The organism is Shewanella eurypsychrophilus, from assembly GCF_007004545.3.
Classification (GTDB): Bacteria; Pseudomonadota; Gammaproteobacteria; order Enterobacterales; family Shewanellaceae; genus Shewanella; species Shewanella eurypsychrophilus.
On sequence record NZ_CP045503.2, the window covers coordinates 4,560,957 to 4,577,135 of the forward strand.

Consider the following 16,179-nt stretch of genomic DNA (forward strand, 5'->3'; position numbering starts at 1 on the left):
GAATAGATCATACATTTAATGGAATTGGTATAAAATAAAAAGCCAGACACAAGGTCTGGCTTTAGATGCAATCTAATGACACTAATTAAAATGAATGGCTAGAACGCTTGGTAGCTGACGCTCAGGAAGAACTCTCTACCTGGGCTAAAATAGTTCTGCGCCGAAATAATCTCTTCATCAAACAAATTGTTTGCCTTTAAACGCAAGCTCCATGCATCATCAAGCTGATAACCGATACTCAAGTCAACTTTATGAGTGGCATCAAAAAACTCATCATTGCCAGCATAACGCTTGCCTTGGTAATGGTAATTAGCAAGCAGATCAAACTGCTCCCAGCTATAGCTCAACATATAGTTAAACTCATTTTCACTGCGGCCAACAAGTTGCTCACCCGTTTGCACGTTTTCCGCATCAAGGTAGGTATAGCCCAGCTGATGATCTAGGTTAAATAACTGGTAGTTAGCCGACAGTTCAACGCCTCGGATTTCAGCTTCATTGATGTTAGCTGGTTTCCAGATATCCCAGCCATAATCATCTTTTTCACCCGTTGGAGCCCAAGCAATGAGGTTATCAATCTTGTTCTGAAACACGCTGATATAAGCACGGACATCTTTAGCAGTAAAGTTCAGCGTTAAGTCATAACTTTCTGCAGTTTCTGAGATCAGATCTGGGTTGCCCGAACCAGGCCAATACAGGTCATTAAAGGTAGGGGCTTTAAACGCCGTACCCGTTGTTGCAGCGAGGCGCCATTGCTCATTAAATTGATACGCTAAGCTGGCATTGTAAGACACTTCACTATCGATATTCTCTACATCATCATAACGAACAGCGACTTCAGCAAGTAATTTGCTCCACTGCTTTTGAACTAAGGCATATGCGCCAAAAAGATCACGTTCATCTTGCGCATAGTCGCCCTGAACGGATTCATTTGACCAGTCAATACCACCGGTAAACGTAAGCTCGTTAGCAGCTAAATACTGGTTACTCCAGTTAACTTGATTACGCTTAGTTTCAAATATAGATACAGGTACACTCGCATCATCACCACGGAAGTTTTCGTTGTGATCGCGAGATTGGCTTACTGCTAACTTACTGATGAATTGGTCTCTGCTATATTGCGTAGCAAGGTTCCAAAGATAGTTCTCATAATCGGATTCATCAGCCGAACCTGAAGCATAGATATCGTCGTATTGCGTATTACCCTTATCGTACTGACCGTTCCATAGCGCCTGCCAGTTCGAATTGATTTGCTGTGAGCCTTTTAATGAAATCGCACTGCGCTTGTAACCATCGTCATCATTTTCTACTTCAGCCCCGTTATAGACATCATAGCCTTCTGACTGTTCGTGATTGACAGAAAGGGTTGTGCTGCCCTCGCCATGAGTCAACCCTGCGCCAAATGAGCCACGAATGTAATCATTGTTGCCATATTCTGCACCGGCAAACCACTCACCACCTTTAAGCTGGCGAGTAAAAATTTGAATTACCCCGCCAATAGCATCACTGCCCCAAACCGAGGCTCTTGGGCCTTTAAGGACTTCGATACGCTCGATATTTTCAGGCGATAAGGTGTTGAAACTCACCGTACCTAGCGTGGCCGAGCCGACTTTTACGCCATCGACTAGGACTAACACATGATTTGAATTACTACCACGAAGGCTAATAGACGTTGACTGACCCGCGCCGCCGTTACGCGATACGCTCACACCTGGCAGTATTTCTAATACGTCTGCAACAGATTTAGGATTAAGGCGTGCTATCTCTTCACGCTCAATGGTATTAATAACCGTTAATTGCTGCTCAGCGGTTCTATCAAAACGTGAACCCGTTACAGTGATCTTTTCATCGACAACTTCAGCCGCTACAGCTGAAAATGCAGACAAGCCTAATACACTGCTGATTAGCATGGCTATTTTTGATAGTTTGTTTGACTTTTTATATGAGAATGTACCCATTTTACCTTTAACTCCTGAAAGGAAAACGGGGCAAAAATGTCACGATGTGAAGCTGCAGAGCCTATATCAAGTGATATAGCTACAGTTCATAACGCATCTCGAGATCTGCCCGCCGAAATCTCAAAATCATCTAATGGGCCGGTCTCCGGACTTAGGTTCTGCAATGTCTAATCAAAAATTCTAATTATGAACACTGCGCGAGTTTAGGATTTTTTAACGCTCCCTTCTGCCTTTCTATATCACTAGAAAGTTAGATAGGCGCGCCCAACTCTTACCTTTTACCGTTGCGGGGGCAGTGCCTGATTCTCACAGACTTCCCGATTATCCCTTACCTAGAATGTCTAGCGCTTAGTAAGCAACTAGCAATCAACACAGGTTTAGGCACCACAAAAGATTGACTAAAATAGTTTTATATTTAGTTCCAAGAACGCACTCAGTTTGTACTCTTTATTCAGTACCCTGTTAGCACCGAGCGACGATCCGCCGCATTATAGACGTCTATACGTATAAATGTCTAACTTTTGAATGACATTCTGCTTACCTGAATATCTAACTCTATTCACCCAGACATCGAATTCAACCAAGGTTGAATGAATCGTTTCGGTTAAAACCCGTACAAGCCCATGATTCATAATAGAAAGAAACTTAAGCCCTATCGCCTCAAAACAAACTCACAACCTTTAATACATTTTATCTACAAAACGACTTGCTAAATTAGATTACAAGTGTAATCTTAAACTTATCGATTACACTTGTAATCCATTTTATACATTCGATAACTAACGCTAGAACCCACACTTTGACAATAGGATCAGCCAATGAAAGAGATCAGTAATTCAGAGCTTGCCGTGCTCAATATCCTATGGGAGTCATCGCCAATAAGCTCCAGTGAAGTGGTGGATAAACTGGCAGATTCTAACGAATGGCATGAAAAAACGGTCAAAACCCTATTAAACCGTTTAGTAAAAAAACAGGCGATCGGGTTTCAAAAAAGGGGCCGAGGCTATCTCTATTCACCGCTGATCAATCAAGGCGAATACCAAATTAAAGAGAGCCAGTCTTTCGTTGAACGAATGTTTTCAGGCCGTGTAGCGCCGCTAGTAGCAGGCTTTGCCAAGGAGAATAAACTCAGCGCAGAAGATGTTGCTGAATTGAAAACGCTGATCGATAACTGGCAAGAAGATGACACCAAGCACAAAGACACTAACCAGAATGATGCAAACACTGACTCACATACTGAGGAGACAAAGTCATGATTAATTGGCTCATGGAACAGAGCATACTAATAAGCTTAGTCAGCGCCTTTATACTGGTTTTTCATAAACCCCTGCTTAAACAGCTGGGTGCTCATCACATGTATAGCTTATGGCTAGCGATTCCATTAATGCTACTAGGATCTGTGGTACTGCGATTTGTACCAAACTTATTGGCCGAATCTAAGATTGCGACATTTGAGCATTATAGAGTGCTGACATCCCTCGCCGTAAAAGACAGTGAAACATTTATCCCAACCCCCTTAGTCGCCGCTTTATGGCTATCAGGCATTTGCGTCATGGCTGCGCTCTTGCTACTGCAGCGACGTTACTTGGATAAGTTGCTGCGCAAGAGCAAACCTTATACTCAAAACCAGAGCGGCGAACTCAAAAATAACGGGCTTATGCTAGCCGACACTTTACCTATCTTACAGAGTCCAGAAATCACCTCCCCCATGCTAACGGGCGTAATTAAGCCAATGATCATAGTCCCAGCTGATTTCCATAAGCTCACGGTCAAACAACAGCAAGCCGTACTCGAACATGAGCAATACCATCACGAACGCGGAGATATCATCACCAACCTACTGGCCTATAGCTTGCTTGCCATGTTCTGGTTTAATCCCTTGTGCTGGCTGGCCTACAAACGTTTTCGAGATGATCAAGAACTCGCCTGTGATGCTCAAATTACTTCATCGATGAATACCGATGACAAAATTGCCTATAGTCATGCGCTACTGGCTTACTCTCAGCACGCTCAAATGGGCATGTTGCATACCCACTATGGAAATAAAAACATCTTAAAGGAAAGGATCATGCAAATGAAAAAATATCATGGAAAGAGTACCGTCGCCATTATTGCAATGACATTGGGGTTAAGTTTTGCCAGCTTAATGCTTAACCAACAAGTGCAGGCGGGTGATCATCAAAGCTCATCGAAAGAGTCATCAACTAGTTCTTCAAAAGAGTCATCTAAAGAGTCCGCTAAAAGTCATAAGCAAAATGTTCATCCACTGACTCGCGTCGAGCCTAAATACCCAAAAGCAGCAGTAGAAGCTAAACAAAATGGTTACGTTAAGCTCAAGTTCGATATCAGCAAGAAAGGCATGGTCTCTAACGTCAAAGTGATTAAGTCATCACCCAAAGGTGTATTCGATAAATCAGCAGTCAAAGCCCTAAAGCAGTGGGTGTATAAAGAGTCTAAGAAAGGGGCTAAGGGTGCTAAGGTTCAGCTCGATTTTGTTATCGATGAGCCTGCAGCCAATGTTGAGCGAATCAAGGTCACAGCCAATAAGTAATCGCTATTACTTATAGCTAATAGTTAATCGCTATAGTTAACAGCAATAAATCAACTGACTTAGAGCCATGTTACATAGGTTGATGAGTGAGTTTTTTGAAAAGGGGCCGCGGAGCTCTTTTTCCACATCTGTAGAAAGCCGATGAGAAATGGAAGTGGTAAGTTAAACAATAAAGAACAGGAAGGATAAACACCTCATCCTCCCTCACGCACTGTAATCGATTAAGCGGTTACAGCCTTAGGATTTGAACCGTATTGGTTCTCACCAATGCTATCTTGCACGTAAAAGATAAGCAGAACGATTGCACCAATAAGTGGGATTAAGCCTATTAACTGCCACCAGCCAGAGCGACCAGTGTCATGTAGACGGCGAGCCGAGATAGCGATTGTTGGGATCAATAAGCCTAATGCAAATACCGTTGAAAATATCATAGTGCCTAGGGCGACATCGATAACTGCAGCTAGCATATAAAAAATCAAATAAAACAGGGTATACATCCAAAATTCTTTACGACGAGCTCTGCCTGTAAAGTCAATCAGCAACCTCTTCGCTGGTATTGGCTTCTCTGTAAGCTTGTAACTCTTGATTAAATTCAACAGAAAGCGACTGCATCTTTATCATCATAGGTTGAGCCAAAGCTTGGGTCATTATCATAGACTCCTGCATTACAAGCGGCATCTTCTCAACCATAGAGCGGCCAGACTCACTGCGGTAAAACGCTATCATATCGGCAAGCTCTTTCTCCGAATAATGCTTAGCATAGAGATCTATCATCGGCTGCTTCAACTGAGCCCATCCTAGCTCTTGACGCATGATCTCTGTGCTCTTAAGCATGAATGTCTCAAACATCTCCTGCTCAGACTCCTTAACCTTCAGCTGCTGTTTCATTCCTAACATCATCTGAGTTACCTGATCGTACATAGTGTCGATCATCGACTCCGTTTTCATCTCGATAAGCAGTTGCTCAACATCATAACGTCGTGAATCTTCATCCGCAGACACAGTGAAGTTAACCAACAGAGCACTCGCAATAAGCAGTAACGAAAGGAAGTATCGCAGTGGTTTCAAAGGGTTTTGCAGCTTTATAAAAGTGGTAAACGGTAAGCCTAGGGTAAGTTGCTTCATATATAGCCTCCATGCAATTGTAAATTATCATCCATTGGACCTTCTCACAAACTTAGATTCAAGTCACTAATATCATTGTAAATAACCACAGTGAAAATATTCAAATGTGTAATAGTTAAATACATTTAGCACTGACAACTTAATGGTAACGGTTCTTATTAAGATTTAAACTCATTAAGATAGCACAGTGTTTCTGCCTATTCGGGGTAGCACACTTAATAATCAAAAAAGGATTTCAAAAAATGAAAATCTCAATCAGTCGTCTCAAGACGATTAGCGCAGTGGCTTTACTCGGTTTCACCAGCCTATTTGGCTTTACCTCACAGGCTCATGCCAATGAATGTGAACTCACCATCAGCGCTAACGACGCGATGCAGTTCGACACTAAAGAGCTCAGCGTTCCGGCTAGCTGTAAAGAGGTTACTCTGACGCTAACTCATGCCGGGCAGCTACCAAAAGCCGCTATGGGTCATAACTGGGTACTGACAACAGCAGCCGATATGCAGCCAGTGGCTAATGACGGCATGGCAGCAGGCGCTGATAAAAACTATGTTAAGGACGGCGACACACGTGTTATTGCTCACACAGATGTCGTCGGCGGTGGCAGTTCAAGCTCCATTACCTTCAGCACAGAAGCCATGAGCGCTACAGAAACTTACAAATTCTTCTGCTCATTCCCTGGCCATTGGGCAATCATGCAGGGCAGTTTTATTATCAAATAAGGTCCTAGATTATAGTTCCTAGGATCTAGATTATTGATTCTAGGAGCTCGTCGCTGATTTATTCTTATCACCCCTGCCGCCTTTCATCACAAATCCCATATCTAATAAAGCTTACATCTATCCCTGTTAAAGCCGGTCCTACAATCTGTTTTCGGAGAGTTAAAAACTTAGGGAAATATTAAACTATAAGTGCTAAGTTTTAAGTTAGTTACCTAGCGTCTAGGTCTAATCCCTAGATAATCGCTCCTGGAAACTTCCCTAAAAATAAAAGGAATTTCTATGCAAAGCTTGTGGCATGAGCACACCGCCAATCAATTCACTACCCCGCTTGAGTTACGTGTGTATAGCTCACGTCTGCTCGGCCAAGAACCAGCATTAGTGCTGCACGGTGGTGGCAATACCTCGGTAAAAACCCAAGTTAACAACCTGTTTGGTGAGGCTGAAGAGATACTTTTTGTAAAAGGCAGCGGCTGGGATTTAGAGACCATAGAAGCGGCTGGTTTTGCGCCCGTTAAGATGGACGTGTTACTGAGTATGGCCAAGTTGCCAGAGTTAAACGACAGCGATATGGTTAAGTATCAACGTGCAGCCATGATTGACCCAAACGCACCTAATCCCTCAGTAGAAGCCATTCTGCACGCTATTATCCCTTTCGCTTTTGTCGACCATACCCATGCAGATGCCATAGTGACACTAACCAATACTGGCTCAAGTTCAGGCTCACAGGGTGCAGCGAATATACTGCAGCTGTTTGGCAAACGAGTCTTAGTCATCCCCTATGTGATGCCCGGCTTTGCACTGGCTAAACAGATCTATGAGATGACCCAAGACATCGACTGGGCCACGATTGAGGGGCTGGTATTAATGAACCATGGACTGTTTACCTTTAGTGACGATGCTAAAACGGCTTATGAGAACACCATTAAGCTAGTTACTGAGGCCGAAGCGTTTATCGAAGCGAGTCTGTGCATTACCGCTGAAGCACGGGAAGAGGCCGATGAAAAACCCCTCGAGTACTGCGATGATGAGATCAATATCGATCTGATTGAACTCGCCCAAATTCGCAAGTTAGTTTCGGCACAAAAAGGCTCAGCTCAAGTTGCACTACTCAATAGCAGCAAGGGTTCATGTCATATCGCCTCACACCCTATGCTTCACAGTATCGCTAGCCGTGGGCCACTGACACCTGATCATGTCATTCGTACTAAGCGTATTCCCGCCATTTTAAATGATGATTTCGATACAGAGCTTGGCCATTATGCCCGAGAGTATATCGAATATTTTGACCGCTATCAGAGTGGCCAGACCATGCTCAACTACGCACCCAACTTTGCTATCTGGCAAGGTAAAGCCGCCATCTCTTTCGGCAAGACCGTCGACCAAGCCTTGATCATCGAAGATATCACCAGCCACACCTTCGATGCGATATTAACTGCCGAGGCCCTTGGGGGTTATCAAGCGCTGAGCCCAGCTGATATCTTTGCCGTCGAATACTGGGAACTTGAGCAGGCCAAGTTGAAGAAAGCTGCAAGCGTTAGCCATAAGCCTTTACAAGGAAAAATTGCCATGGTCACCTGCGCCGCCACACCTGTGGGTCAGGCCGTGGTCTCTCACATGGAAGCATTAGGCGCTAATGTGGTCGAGCTCGGTGAACATTTAGAATTTGATAATTTAGATAAATGTCAGGAAGCTGCCGAAACCGCCATTATCGATTATGGCGGATTAGATATCGTCTGCTGCCTTGGGGATGACCCATCTAACCTTATGTTACTCAGAGCCTGTGAACCCTTTTTAGCTCATGGTATCAATCCCACAGTATTGTGCGTTAACCATGGCGCACTCCCCGTCATGAATCATGACAGCATCAAGGTGCTACACCTCAACTGCTCATCGAGTCAGATATTAGTCTCAGCGGATGGCACAAAATTATTAGTGCGAAAAACCAATGGTGAGTATCCGCAAACTGGCATTTTTAACTTGCTCAGCGCGATAACTATGATGCTGTCGAGCGAATATGTACCTCACGAAGAAGGGGTAACGGTTTAGGGCTGAGAAGTAACGAGTTCAAGACAGAGCCAAGACAGTTACGAGTTACGAGTTACGAGGAAAAGATTAAAACAAAGAAGTGTCGAGGATAAGACAGAGCAAAGAAAGGCTCGAGTAGCGAGGAAGAATAAGGCTGAGAAGTTGCGAGGATGAGCTAGGGCTAATTGTAGGACCGGCTTAAGCCGGGAAAGATGCAACAGACAAGGATTCGCAGCTAAATCAGCTCCTACATAAATCCTCGAACCTGGGAATAAGCATAAGGAAATGATGATGGAAAACTATCTGTTAGCCATAGATGCGGGGACGGGCAGCGGCCGTGCTGTGTTGTTTGATTTGCAGGGAAAACAAATCTCCGTCGGCCAAGAGGAGTGGCAACATCTCGCCGAAGCGGGCGTCGACAACTCCATGGGTTTCGATTACGACAGTGACTGGCCACTGCTATGTCGCTGTATCAAACAAGCCATCCATAAGGCGCAAATATCCCCCGAGCAGATCATCGCCGTATCAGCGACTAGTATGCGTGAAGGCATAGTGGTATTTGATCAACATGGCACGGAGATCTGGGCGGTAGCCAATGTCGATGCTCGCGCATCGAAACAGGTCATGGCATTGAAAGAATCTTCGCCTGATATCGAATATCGAGATTATCAGCAATCGGGACAAACCTTTGCTCTGGGTGCACTACCCCGCTTGTTATGGCTCAAGGAGCATCATCCAGAACTCTATGACAGAGCGAACTGCGTTGCCATGCTCAGCGACTGGGTATTAGCCAAACTGAGCGGCGTCATTGCCACCGATCCCTCCAATGCTGGCACTACAGGTATATTCTCCCTCGCATCACGTAACTGGGTACCAGAGATGGCCGAAGAAGTCGGCCTTAACCCTGCAATATTTCCACCCGTGGTTGAAACAGGCACCAAGATAGGCGAAGTGACAGAGCAAGCGGCTAGAGAATCTGGCCTAAGTGCTGGCACTGCTGTGGTGATGGGCGGCGGAGATGTACAGCTTGGTGCAGCAGGGCTCGGGGTCGTTAACCTAGGTGACATCGCAGTCTTAGGTGGCAGTTTTTGGCAGCAAGTGGTTAATATCGATGCCCAAATGCCACCACCAAAAGATATGTCGATCCGAGTCAATCCTCATGTGATAACAGGGCTATCTCAGGCCGAAGGGATCACCTTTTTCAGCGGCTTAGTGATGCGCTGGTTTGTCGACGCCTTCTGTCATCTAGAGAAGCAACTCGCTATCGAATCTGGAATCGATCCCTATGCCTATATGGAGAAGCTAGCGCAACAAGTCCCTGTGGGCAGCTATGACATTTTGCCAATTTTTTCCGATGCCATGCATTATGACCATTGGTATCACGCCGCGCCTTCGTTTATCAATCTGTCACTGGATGCCGACAAGAGCAACCCGGCTTGCCTGTTTCGTAGCCTGCAGGAAAATGCCTGTATTGTCTCGGCGATTAACCTTGAAAATATTCAGGCATTCAGTCAACCCCATGCAAACAAAGCAGATCAGCCTATCGTCTTTGCTGGCGGTGCGAGTAAAGGTTTTCTATGGCCACAGATCCTCGCCGATGTCACCGGCAGAAAAGTCAAAATCCCTCAAGTCAAAGAGGCGACCTCTTTGGGCTGCGCCATGGCCGCAGGGGTAGGAATAGGCGTCTACGCCAGTATTAAATCCGCCGCCGATTCGATTGTCTGCTGGGAAAAAGAATATCTACCGAACATGGACAACTACCAGCATTATCAAGCACTAAAAGAGCGCTGGATACTTGTATACGAACAGCAACTCAAGCTGGTCGATAAGGGACTCACCCACTCAATGTGGCAAGCACCGGGACTTTAAAAAATTGTAGGACCGGCTTTAGCCGGGAGAGATGAAACAAACAAAGCATCGCAGCTAAAGCAGCTCCTACATGAGAGCTGGATGCTCCTAGGAACTCGTTCCTAGGTTCTAAAAACTAGTAAACAGGAACCGCTATGTACTTAACCAATGAATCTGAACATGACTATCGCTTCGGCGACTATGGTCCTAAATACCTCACCAATGGCCCAAGAGTTGATTTTGGCATTGTGGTGATAACTCCCGGCGAGGCGCATCCCTGTCATAAACATGTCACTCAGGAGGAGTCATTTCTGGTGCTTGAGGGGGAATGTACAGTTTATGTTGATGGCGAGCCAGTTCTGATAAAAGAGGGCGACTATCTACGCTGTGAGCCCGGAGAGTCTCACCAGTTTAGCAACGAAAGTGACAGCAACTTTAAGGCGGTATTTGTTAAAGCGGCCCATTGCGAAATCAAAGACAGTGTCTATATTGATTGGCAGCCGGGCCAGCCCTTCTTAAAAGAGGAGTGAAAGAGGTCCTAGGACCTAGGTTCTAGGTTCTATAAACCTAAACAACTTCTTGATGTAGCTTAAATACAGCCTCGGTAAGCGCTTGCTTTAGCTCATCGTTTTTAAGCTCGCCCTTTTCCATATCGAAGTTATCGAAGAAGCTTGGGATAGACAGGCTGGCTTTCACATCGGCAGCAAAATAGGGAGCTGAACCTGCGGCTGCAGCTAATACGGTTTTCGCTCCGCCAGGTCCAGGCGAAGTCGCTAGCAGTACCATAGGCTTATTCTGAAATACCTTCATGTCGATGCGTGATGTCCAATCGAACAGGTTCTTGTAAGCTGCCGTGTATGAGCCGTTATGCTCGGCAAATGAGATGATGATGCCATCAGCCTGACCCAGTTTGGCAAAGAACTTCTGTGCCAGCTCATGTTGACCTAACTCCTCTTCTCTATCTTGGCTAAAGATAGGCATCTCATAGTCATTGATATCGAGTATCTCGACATCGGCACCTTCAACCAGTGAAGCTGCATAAGTCGCTAGCTGCTTATTGATAGATTTACTGCTGTTACTTGCTGCAAAGGCTAATAGTTTCATAATAATTCTCTCTTTCACTGATTTTAGGAGCCGCTTAGGGCTGGTTTTATTCACAAGCCGCTCGAGGCTGACTTTCTTCACAAGCTGCTCAAGGCTGATTTTTAGAGCCGCTTAGGGCTATAGTGATCTGCAAGGCTCTATAGCATTGCTTTCGGTCGATAATTCTGAATTTTCGCTACAAGAGCGAGTATATAAATAGGTGCTACACATGGCTGCACTGGCACACGCTAGCCCCATAAAAGACAGTAATACTGCAGGGGACTGTGCATGGGACAAGCTGATCGCACCACTAAAAGCTGCACCTAACGCGAACTGACATAAGCCAAATACGCCCGAAATAGCACCGCCTTGAGTCGGATAAAATGACATAGCAGCTGAAATAGCATTAGCCGAAATCATTCCTAGCAAGATATTGAAAATAAACACTGCAATCACGATAGCCGTTAACGGTGCCTGCATCTGTGCGAGTACGAAGAACAAGAAGCTGAGTGGCCCGAGTAACAAACCGGCGATAATGGCTTTCTTATTTGGGGCTATCTTGGCTAATACCTTAGCGCTTAGCAGGCTGCCAGATATCATCGCCAGCGCATTTAACCCTAACAGATAACTGTAGTTTTCTGGACTGACCTTAAAAAAGTCGATATAGACAAAAGCAGAGCCTGCAACAAAGGAAAACAACGCCGCAAAACCAAAGCCACCGAGGAAGATAAAAGCAATCGGCAATGGCTGTTTGAATATAGCGATAAAGTCGGCGAGTGATGAACTGCTAGTCACTTGTTCTCGCTTATCATTTTTAACCTTGTCACTCTTAGTCACTTCTGAACTATTTACACTTTCAAGCTTTTCACTGTGGGTAAATAAGCTCAACACAAAAGCAAAGACACCGACACCAGCGAGCACGTAAAAGATCTCCTCCCAGCTACCATGCTTAAGTATTTGACCACCTATCATAGGTGCGACTAACGGCGCGATAACCACTGTAGCCATCACATAAGTGATGATTTGTGAGCCTTTTTGAATATCGAACTTTTGCTGGATCATAGCAAAACACACCACAGAACTTGCACCACCAATAGCTTGGAATATACGAGCAAGGTAGAGGCCTTCACTGCTCTCAACAAGAGGAACAGCCAAACTTGAAAGAGTAAAAATAACTAAGCCTGACAGTAATAGATTCAGCTTGTTGAATCGGTCAGCCAACAAACCAAACACAGGCTGGGCCAAAGCAAAAGCGAGCAAAAATACCGCCACTGACATCTCCATATCATTAATAGACACAGATAATGAGCTCGCCATTGTAGGCAGCGCTGGCAGATACATATCAATGGCTAATGGAGACAGTCCAAATAATAGGGCGGTGACTAGAATGTAGAGTTTTATGTTGTGCTGCATAGCATCTCCTTATGCCCTTTTGCTTTGCAGAACTCGAAGGTTCCAAATCCAGCCTCAGACACGAATCACAATGGTTGGTCACAAGCCTTAATGGCAAAGCTTGTTACATTCAATAGTGATAAGTGTATATTGATAGTTATTCAAGATTAATAACCCTAATTGATAAAGACTATTTCCATATGACTATGAATAAGCTTTTTGATGGTGTCATGGTGTTCACCCAAGTGGTGAAAACTGGCGGTTTCTCAGCCGCGGCTGAGCTGATGGGGCATTCCACATCTTATATCAGTAAGGAAGTAAACAAGCTTGAAGAGAGGCTTGGCGTGCGCTTACTAAATCGTACCACCCGCTCCATCGGTCTGACACCTGAGGGCAAAGCTTACTATCAAGAGTGCCAGCAGCTAGTCGCCGATGCTGAGCAAGCGGTCAATATGCTGACCCAACATGAGGTTGCACCTAAAGGCACCCTGAGACTCAGCACGCCCGTTGGTTTTGGTAATAACTATTTACAGCCCATTCTAGCTGAATATATGCGTCTCTATCCTAACGTATCTTTAGAGCTCGACCTCAATGACCGCAAGGTTGATGTGGTTGCAGAAGGTTACGATCTGGCCATACGCGCTTCGCTGCAGCTCGAAGAATCCAGTCTTATCTGCCGCAAGGTGTTTAGCTGTAAAGGCTATATTGTTGCCAGCCCTGGTTACCTATCTAAGCATGGCCGCCCCCACCATCCACAAGAATTAAGCCGTCATAATTGCTTCTGTTACAGCAATCATAAATCACCGAATAAGTGGCAGTTTAATGATAAAGAAGGCAAGTCTTACTCCGTCGATGTCAGGCAAAAACTGGTCTGTAACAGCGCCGAAATGGAGCTGGCACTGGTTTTAGATGATCTGGGGATCTGCCGATTACCTATGTTCTATATGGAAGAAGAAATAAAGTCAGGCAAGCTTGAGATCCTATTTGAAGATCTACCCGCTCCAGAAATTGATGTATTTGTGGTCTACCCGAGTCGCAAACATCTATCCCCTAAAGTACGGGCTTTTATCGATTTAACTGTTGATTACCTTTCCAGCAGATAAAGCCTGTTTAATACAGCTAAGCCGCTATACAAGTGACCTAAAAGTTCTTAGCAAAATATCTTTAAACACATGTTAGAATATTGAGCTGTTTTCATTTAATTTGTTAAATTTTCATTAGGTTGCACCTTCCCTTTCAATGTGAAAGCTATTTCAGAGTGCGCCTGTAGCCTTTATATGGATGTTATTCGTGGTAAAAAAAATACTCTCTATGACCAGCTCCTCTCAGATGCTGGTTGCCATGTTTATCGGCTTTGGCGTCGGTATCTTCTTCGGTGAGTCTGTTGGCTGGCTCAGTACCATAGGCAATGCGGTTATCTTGCTGATGCAGATGACGGTACTGCCCTATATTCTCGTTTCCTTGATCGGCGGTATCGGCAAACTACAAAAGAGCACGGCTACCCTTATTTTCAGCCGAGCTGGGGTGATCATGTTACTGCTATGGTTATTAGCACTGGCTGTTATCGCCCTGATGCCATTGTCATTTCCCTTTGTTGAATCAGCCTCCTTTTTTAGTACTAGCAGCATAGAACCCGCCGCGGCCATAGACTATTTCAAGCTGTATATTCCCTCTAATCCATTCGAGTCGATGGCGGCAGGTTATGTGCCTGCCATGGTGGTATTCAGTATCGCCATGGGCTTAGCCCTTATCGGTATGGAGGGGGAGCATAAGCAGCAGATATTGACATTTATGCACACCAGCAGCGAGATTTTCTCTCGCATCACCCGCGGCCTGATAAAAATATTACCTATCGGTATTTTTGCCATGTCGGCCTCGGCGGCGGGTACTATGGGCGTGGAGGAGTTTGCCAGTATGCAGGTCTATCTGATCAGCTACTTCGTACTCTGCCTGCTATTAACCTTCTGGGTACTGCCTTGGATTGTGGCCTCACTAACACCAATCACTTTTCATCAAGCCTTGAGTATCTCCAAAGCCAGCTTAGTCACCGCCTTTGCTACCGGTAATATCTTTATCGTGATCCCGGTGATTATCGAAGAGTGTAAGCAGATAATGAGGGAGCATGACAATCTAAGTGAAGATGGTGCGACCTTGATTGAGATCTTGGTGCCTATTGCCTTCACCTTCCCCAATATCGGCAAGTTAACGGTCATATTATTTGTATTCTTTGCAGGCTGGTTTAACGGTACGCCCGTTGACTTAAGCGCCATTCCCTCGCTATCAATTAGTGGTCTGTTATCGCTATTTGGCAGCGTCTATGTGGCGATTCCATTTATGTTAGATCTGGTCCACCTGCCTTCAGATCTATTCCAGCTATTTGTAATGTCAGGCTTTATCACAGGTAAATTTAATTCTATCGCCGCAGTAATGAATCTTTTTGTACTGACGATTTTAACGGCAGCCCTGTTTCAAAAATGCCTAAAGCTGAGTCCTCCAAGGCTTATCAAGATGGGGGTAGGTATCAGCGCGAGTGTCGTATTAACCATACTGGTGCTGCGTGTCGGCATGGGAATGTTTATCCATAGTCCAGAGATAACCAGTGGTGTCATTGCCAATATGCAGGTGGCCGATAAAGTCCCCACTAAGGTCAAGAGACAGTTTCCTGAGCTTGGGGTAACACCCAGAGCCCCTATTGCTAACCTAGATATAATACGCACTCGGGGAACATTAAGAGTGGGTTATATCCCTAGTAACGTGCCTTTTAGCTATTACAATAATGCCGGGCAACTCGTAGGATTTGATAGTGCTATGGCCTCTAAACTGGCCGAAGATTTAGATGTAAAGATTGAGTTTATCCCCTTTAAGAAAGACAAGTTAGCAGAATCGTTAAAGGCGGGATTCTTCGATATTGCCATGTCGGGGCTGGCCATGGATATTGAGCAGATGGATAAGCTCAGTTACGCCGAGCCAGTGCTTGAGCTTAACCTTGCCATCGCCACTCGTGACCATATGGTGAATCAGTTTAAAGATTCTGAGAGTATCTTAGAGATGGAGAACGTCACCATTGCCTATGTTGAACATGGGGATATCATCGAAGAAGCGCAGAAAAAATATCCCAACCTTAAATTTGTCAAAATAGCGGGCTACAAAAACTTCTTTAGACAGAAGCAACCTAAGTATGATGCGGTAGTGATCAGCGCTCAAGCAGGCTCAGCATGGACACTGTTCTTCCCGGGTTACGGTATTGCAATCCCACCGACGACCTCTCGCTATCCAGTTGCTTATGCCGTCGCTCAAAACAACCAATCACTACTGAATTATGTCAATAACTGGCAGAAACTGCGCAAGGTCGATGGTCATCAAGAGCGGATCTATAACTACTGGATGCTTGGACAAGGGGCAAGCGAGGTGAAACCTCGCTGGTCTATCATACGTGACGTATTGCACTGGGTAGATTAGCGCCCCTTATCGAAATATG

13 protein-coding genes and 1 riboswitch are annotated in these 16,179 nt (G+C 45.1%); of the genes, 8 read left to right on the forward strand and 5 right to left on the reverse strand.

Annotated features, from left to right (window positions below; all coding sequences use genetic code 11):
* Positions 1–98: 98 nt before the first annotated feature.
* The gene (locus tag FM038_RS19510) at positions 99–1,955 is read right to left on the reverse strand and encodes a TonB-dependent receptor domain-containing protein (RefSeq protein WP_142871601.1); all 1,857 of its coding nucleotides are present in this window, start codon (positions 1,953–1,955) and stop codon (positions 99–101) included.
* A gap of 119 nt (positions 1,956–2,074) precedes the next feature.
* Positions 2,075–2,306, reverse strand: a riboswitch (cobalamin riboswitch).
* A gap of 467 nt (positions 2,307–2,773) precedes the next feature.
* Between FM038_RS19510 and FM038_RS19515 the strand changes: the two genes are divergently transcribed.
* Both FM038_RS19515 and FM038_RS19520 read left to right on the forward strand, forming a co-directional pair.
* On the forward strand, positions 2,774–3,211 hold the full coding sequence (locus FM038_RS19515; RefSeq protein ID WP_142871600.1) for a BlaI/MecI/CopY family transcriptional regulator: 438 nt from the start codon (positions 2,774–2,776) through the stop codon (positions 3,209–3,211).
* Positions 3,208–4,506 carry a M56 family metallopeptidase gene (locus FM038_RS19520; protein ID WP_142871599.1) on the forward strand — a complete coding sequence of 433 codons (1,299 nt, stop codon included), beginning with the start codon at positions 3,208–3,210 and terminating at the stop codon, positions 4,504–4,506. The genes FM038_RS19515 and FM038_RS19520 overlap by 4 nt, the downstream gene beginning before the upstream one ends.
* A 221-nt stretch (positions 4,507–4,727) precedes the next feature.
* Here the strand turns inward: FM038_RS19520 and FM038_RS19525 are convergent, their stop codons facing one another.
* On the reverse strand, positions 4,728–5,063 hold the full coding sequence (locus FM038_RS19525; RefSeq protein ID WP_223293103.1) for a DUF805 domain-containing protein: 336 nt from the start codon (positions 5,061–5,063) through the stop codon (positions 4,728–4,730).
* Entirely contained in the window at positions 5,038–5,631 is a 594-nt protein-coding gene (locus FM038_RS19530; protein WP_142871597.1) for a DUF2059 domain-containing protein, read from the reverse strand. The genes FM038_RS19525 and FM038_RS19530 overlap by 26 nt, the downstream gene beginning before the upstream one ends.
* A gap of 242 nt (positions 5,632–5,873) precedes the next feature.
* Between FM038_RS19530 and azu the strand changes: the two genes are divergently transcribed.
* The 4 genes from azu to FM038_RS19550 all read left to right on the forward strand — a co-directional run bounded on the left by azu (position 5,874) and on the right by FM038_RS19550 (position 10,756).
* Entirely contained in the window at positions 5,874–6,353 is a 480-nt protein-coding gene (azu, locus tag FM038_RS19535; protein WP_142871596.1) for an azurin, read from the forward strand.
* A gap of 279 nt (positions 6,354–6,632) precedes the next feature.
* Positions 6,633–8,399 (forward strand): bifunctional aldolase/short-chain dehydrogenase, encoded by a 1,767-nt coding sequence (locus FM038_RS19540; RefSeq protein ID WP_142871595.1) that lies wholly within the window; start codon positions 6,633–6,635, stop codon positions 8,397–8,399.
* Between the two features lie 270 nt (positions 8,400–8,669).
* Positions 8,670–10,247, forward strand: a complete 1,578-nt coding sequence (gene lsrK / locus FM038_RS19545; RefSeq protein ID WP_223292912.1) for an autoinducer-2 kinase — start codon at positions 8,670–8,672, stop codon at positions 10,245–10,247.
* A gap of 134 nt (positions 10,248–10,381) precedes the next feature.
* Positions 10,382–10,756, forward strand: coding sequence for a cupin domain-containing protein (locus tag FM038_RS19550; protein WP_142871594.1), 375 nt, complete (start codon positions 10,382–10,384; stop codon positions 10,754–10,756).
* A gap of 37 nt (positions 10,757–10,793) precedes the next feature.
* Here the strand turns inward: FM038_RS19550 and FM038_RS19555 are convergent, their stop codons facing one another.
* A complete protein-coding gene (locus FM038_RS19555) occupies positions 10,794–11,330 on the reverse strand; it encodes an NADPH-dependent FMN reductase (RefSeq protein ID WP_142871593.1) in 537 nt (178 codons plus the stop codon).
* A gap of 117 nt (positions 11,331–11,447) precedes the next feature.
* The gene (locus tag FM038_RS19560; protein ID WP_142871592.1) at positions 11,448–12,722 is read right to left on the reverse strand and encodes a multidrug effflux MFS transporter; all 1,275 of its coding nucleotides are present in this window, start codon (positions 12,720–12,722) and stop codon (positions 11,448–11,450) included.
* Between the two features lie 179 nt (positions 12,723–12,901).
* On the opposite strand from FM038_RS19560, the gene FM038_RS19565 reads away from it, so the two are divergent.
* Together FM038_RS19565 and FM038_RS19570 are read left to right on the forward strand one after the other, a co-directional pair.
* Complete coding sequence (locus FM038_RS19565) at positions 12,902–13,804, forward strand: LysR family transcriptional regulator (RefSeq protein ID WP_142871591.1); 903 nt, start codon at positions 12,902–12,904, stop codon at positions 13,802–13,804.
* A gap of 178 nt (positions 13,805–13,982) precedes the next feature.
* The gene (locus tag FM038_RS19570) at positions 13,983–16,160 is read left to right on the forward strand and encodes a cation:dicarboxylate symporter family transporter (RefSeq protein WP_223292913.1); all 2,178 of its coding nucleotides are present in this window, start codon (positions 13,983–13,985) and stop codon (positions 16,158–16,160) included.
* Positions 16,161–16,179: the final 19 nt, after the last annotated feature.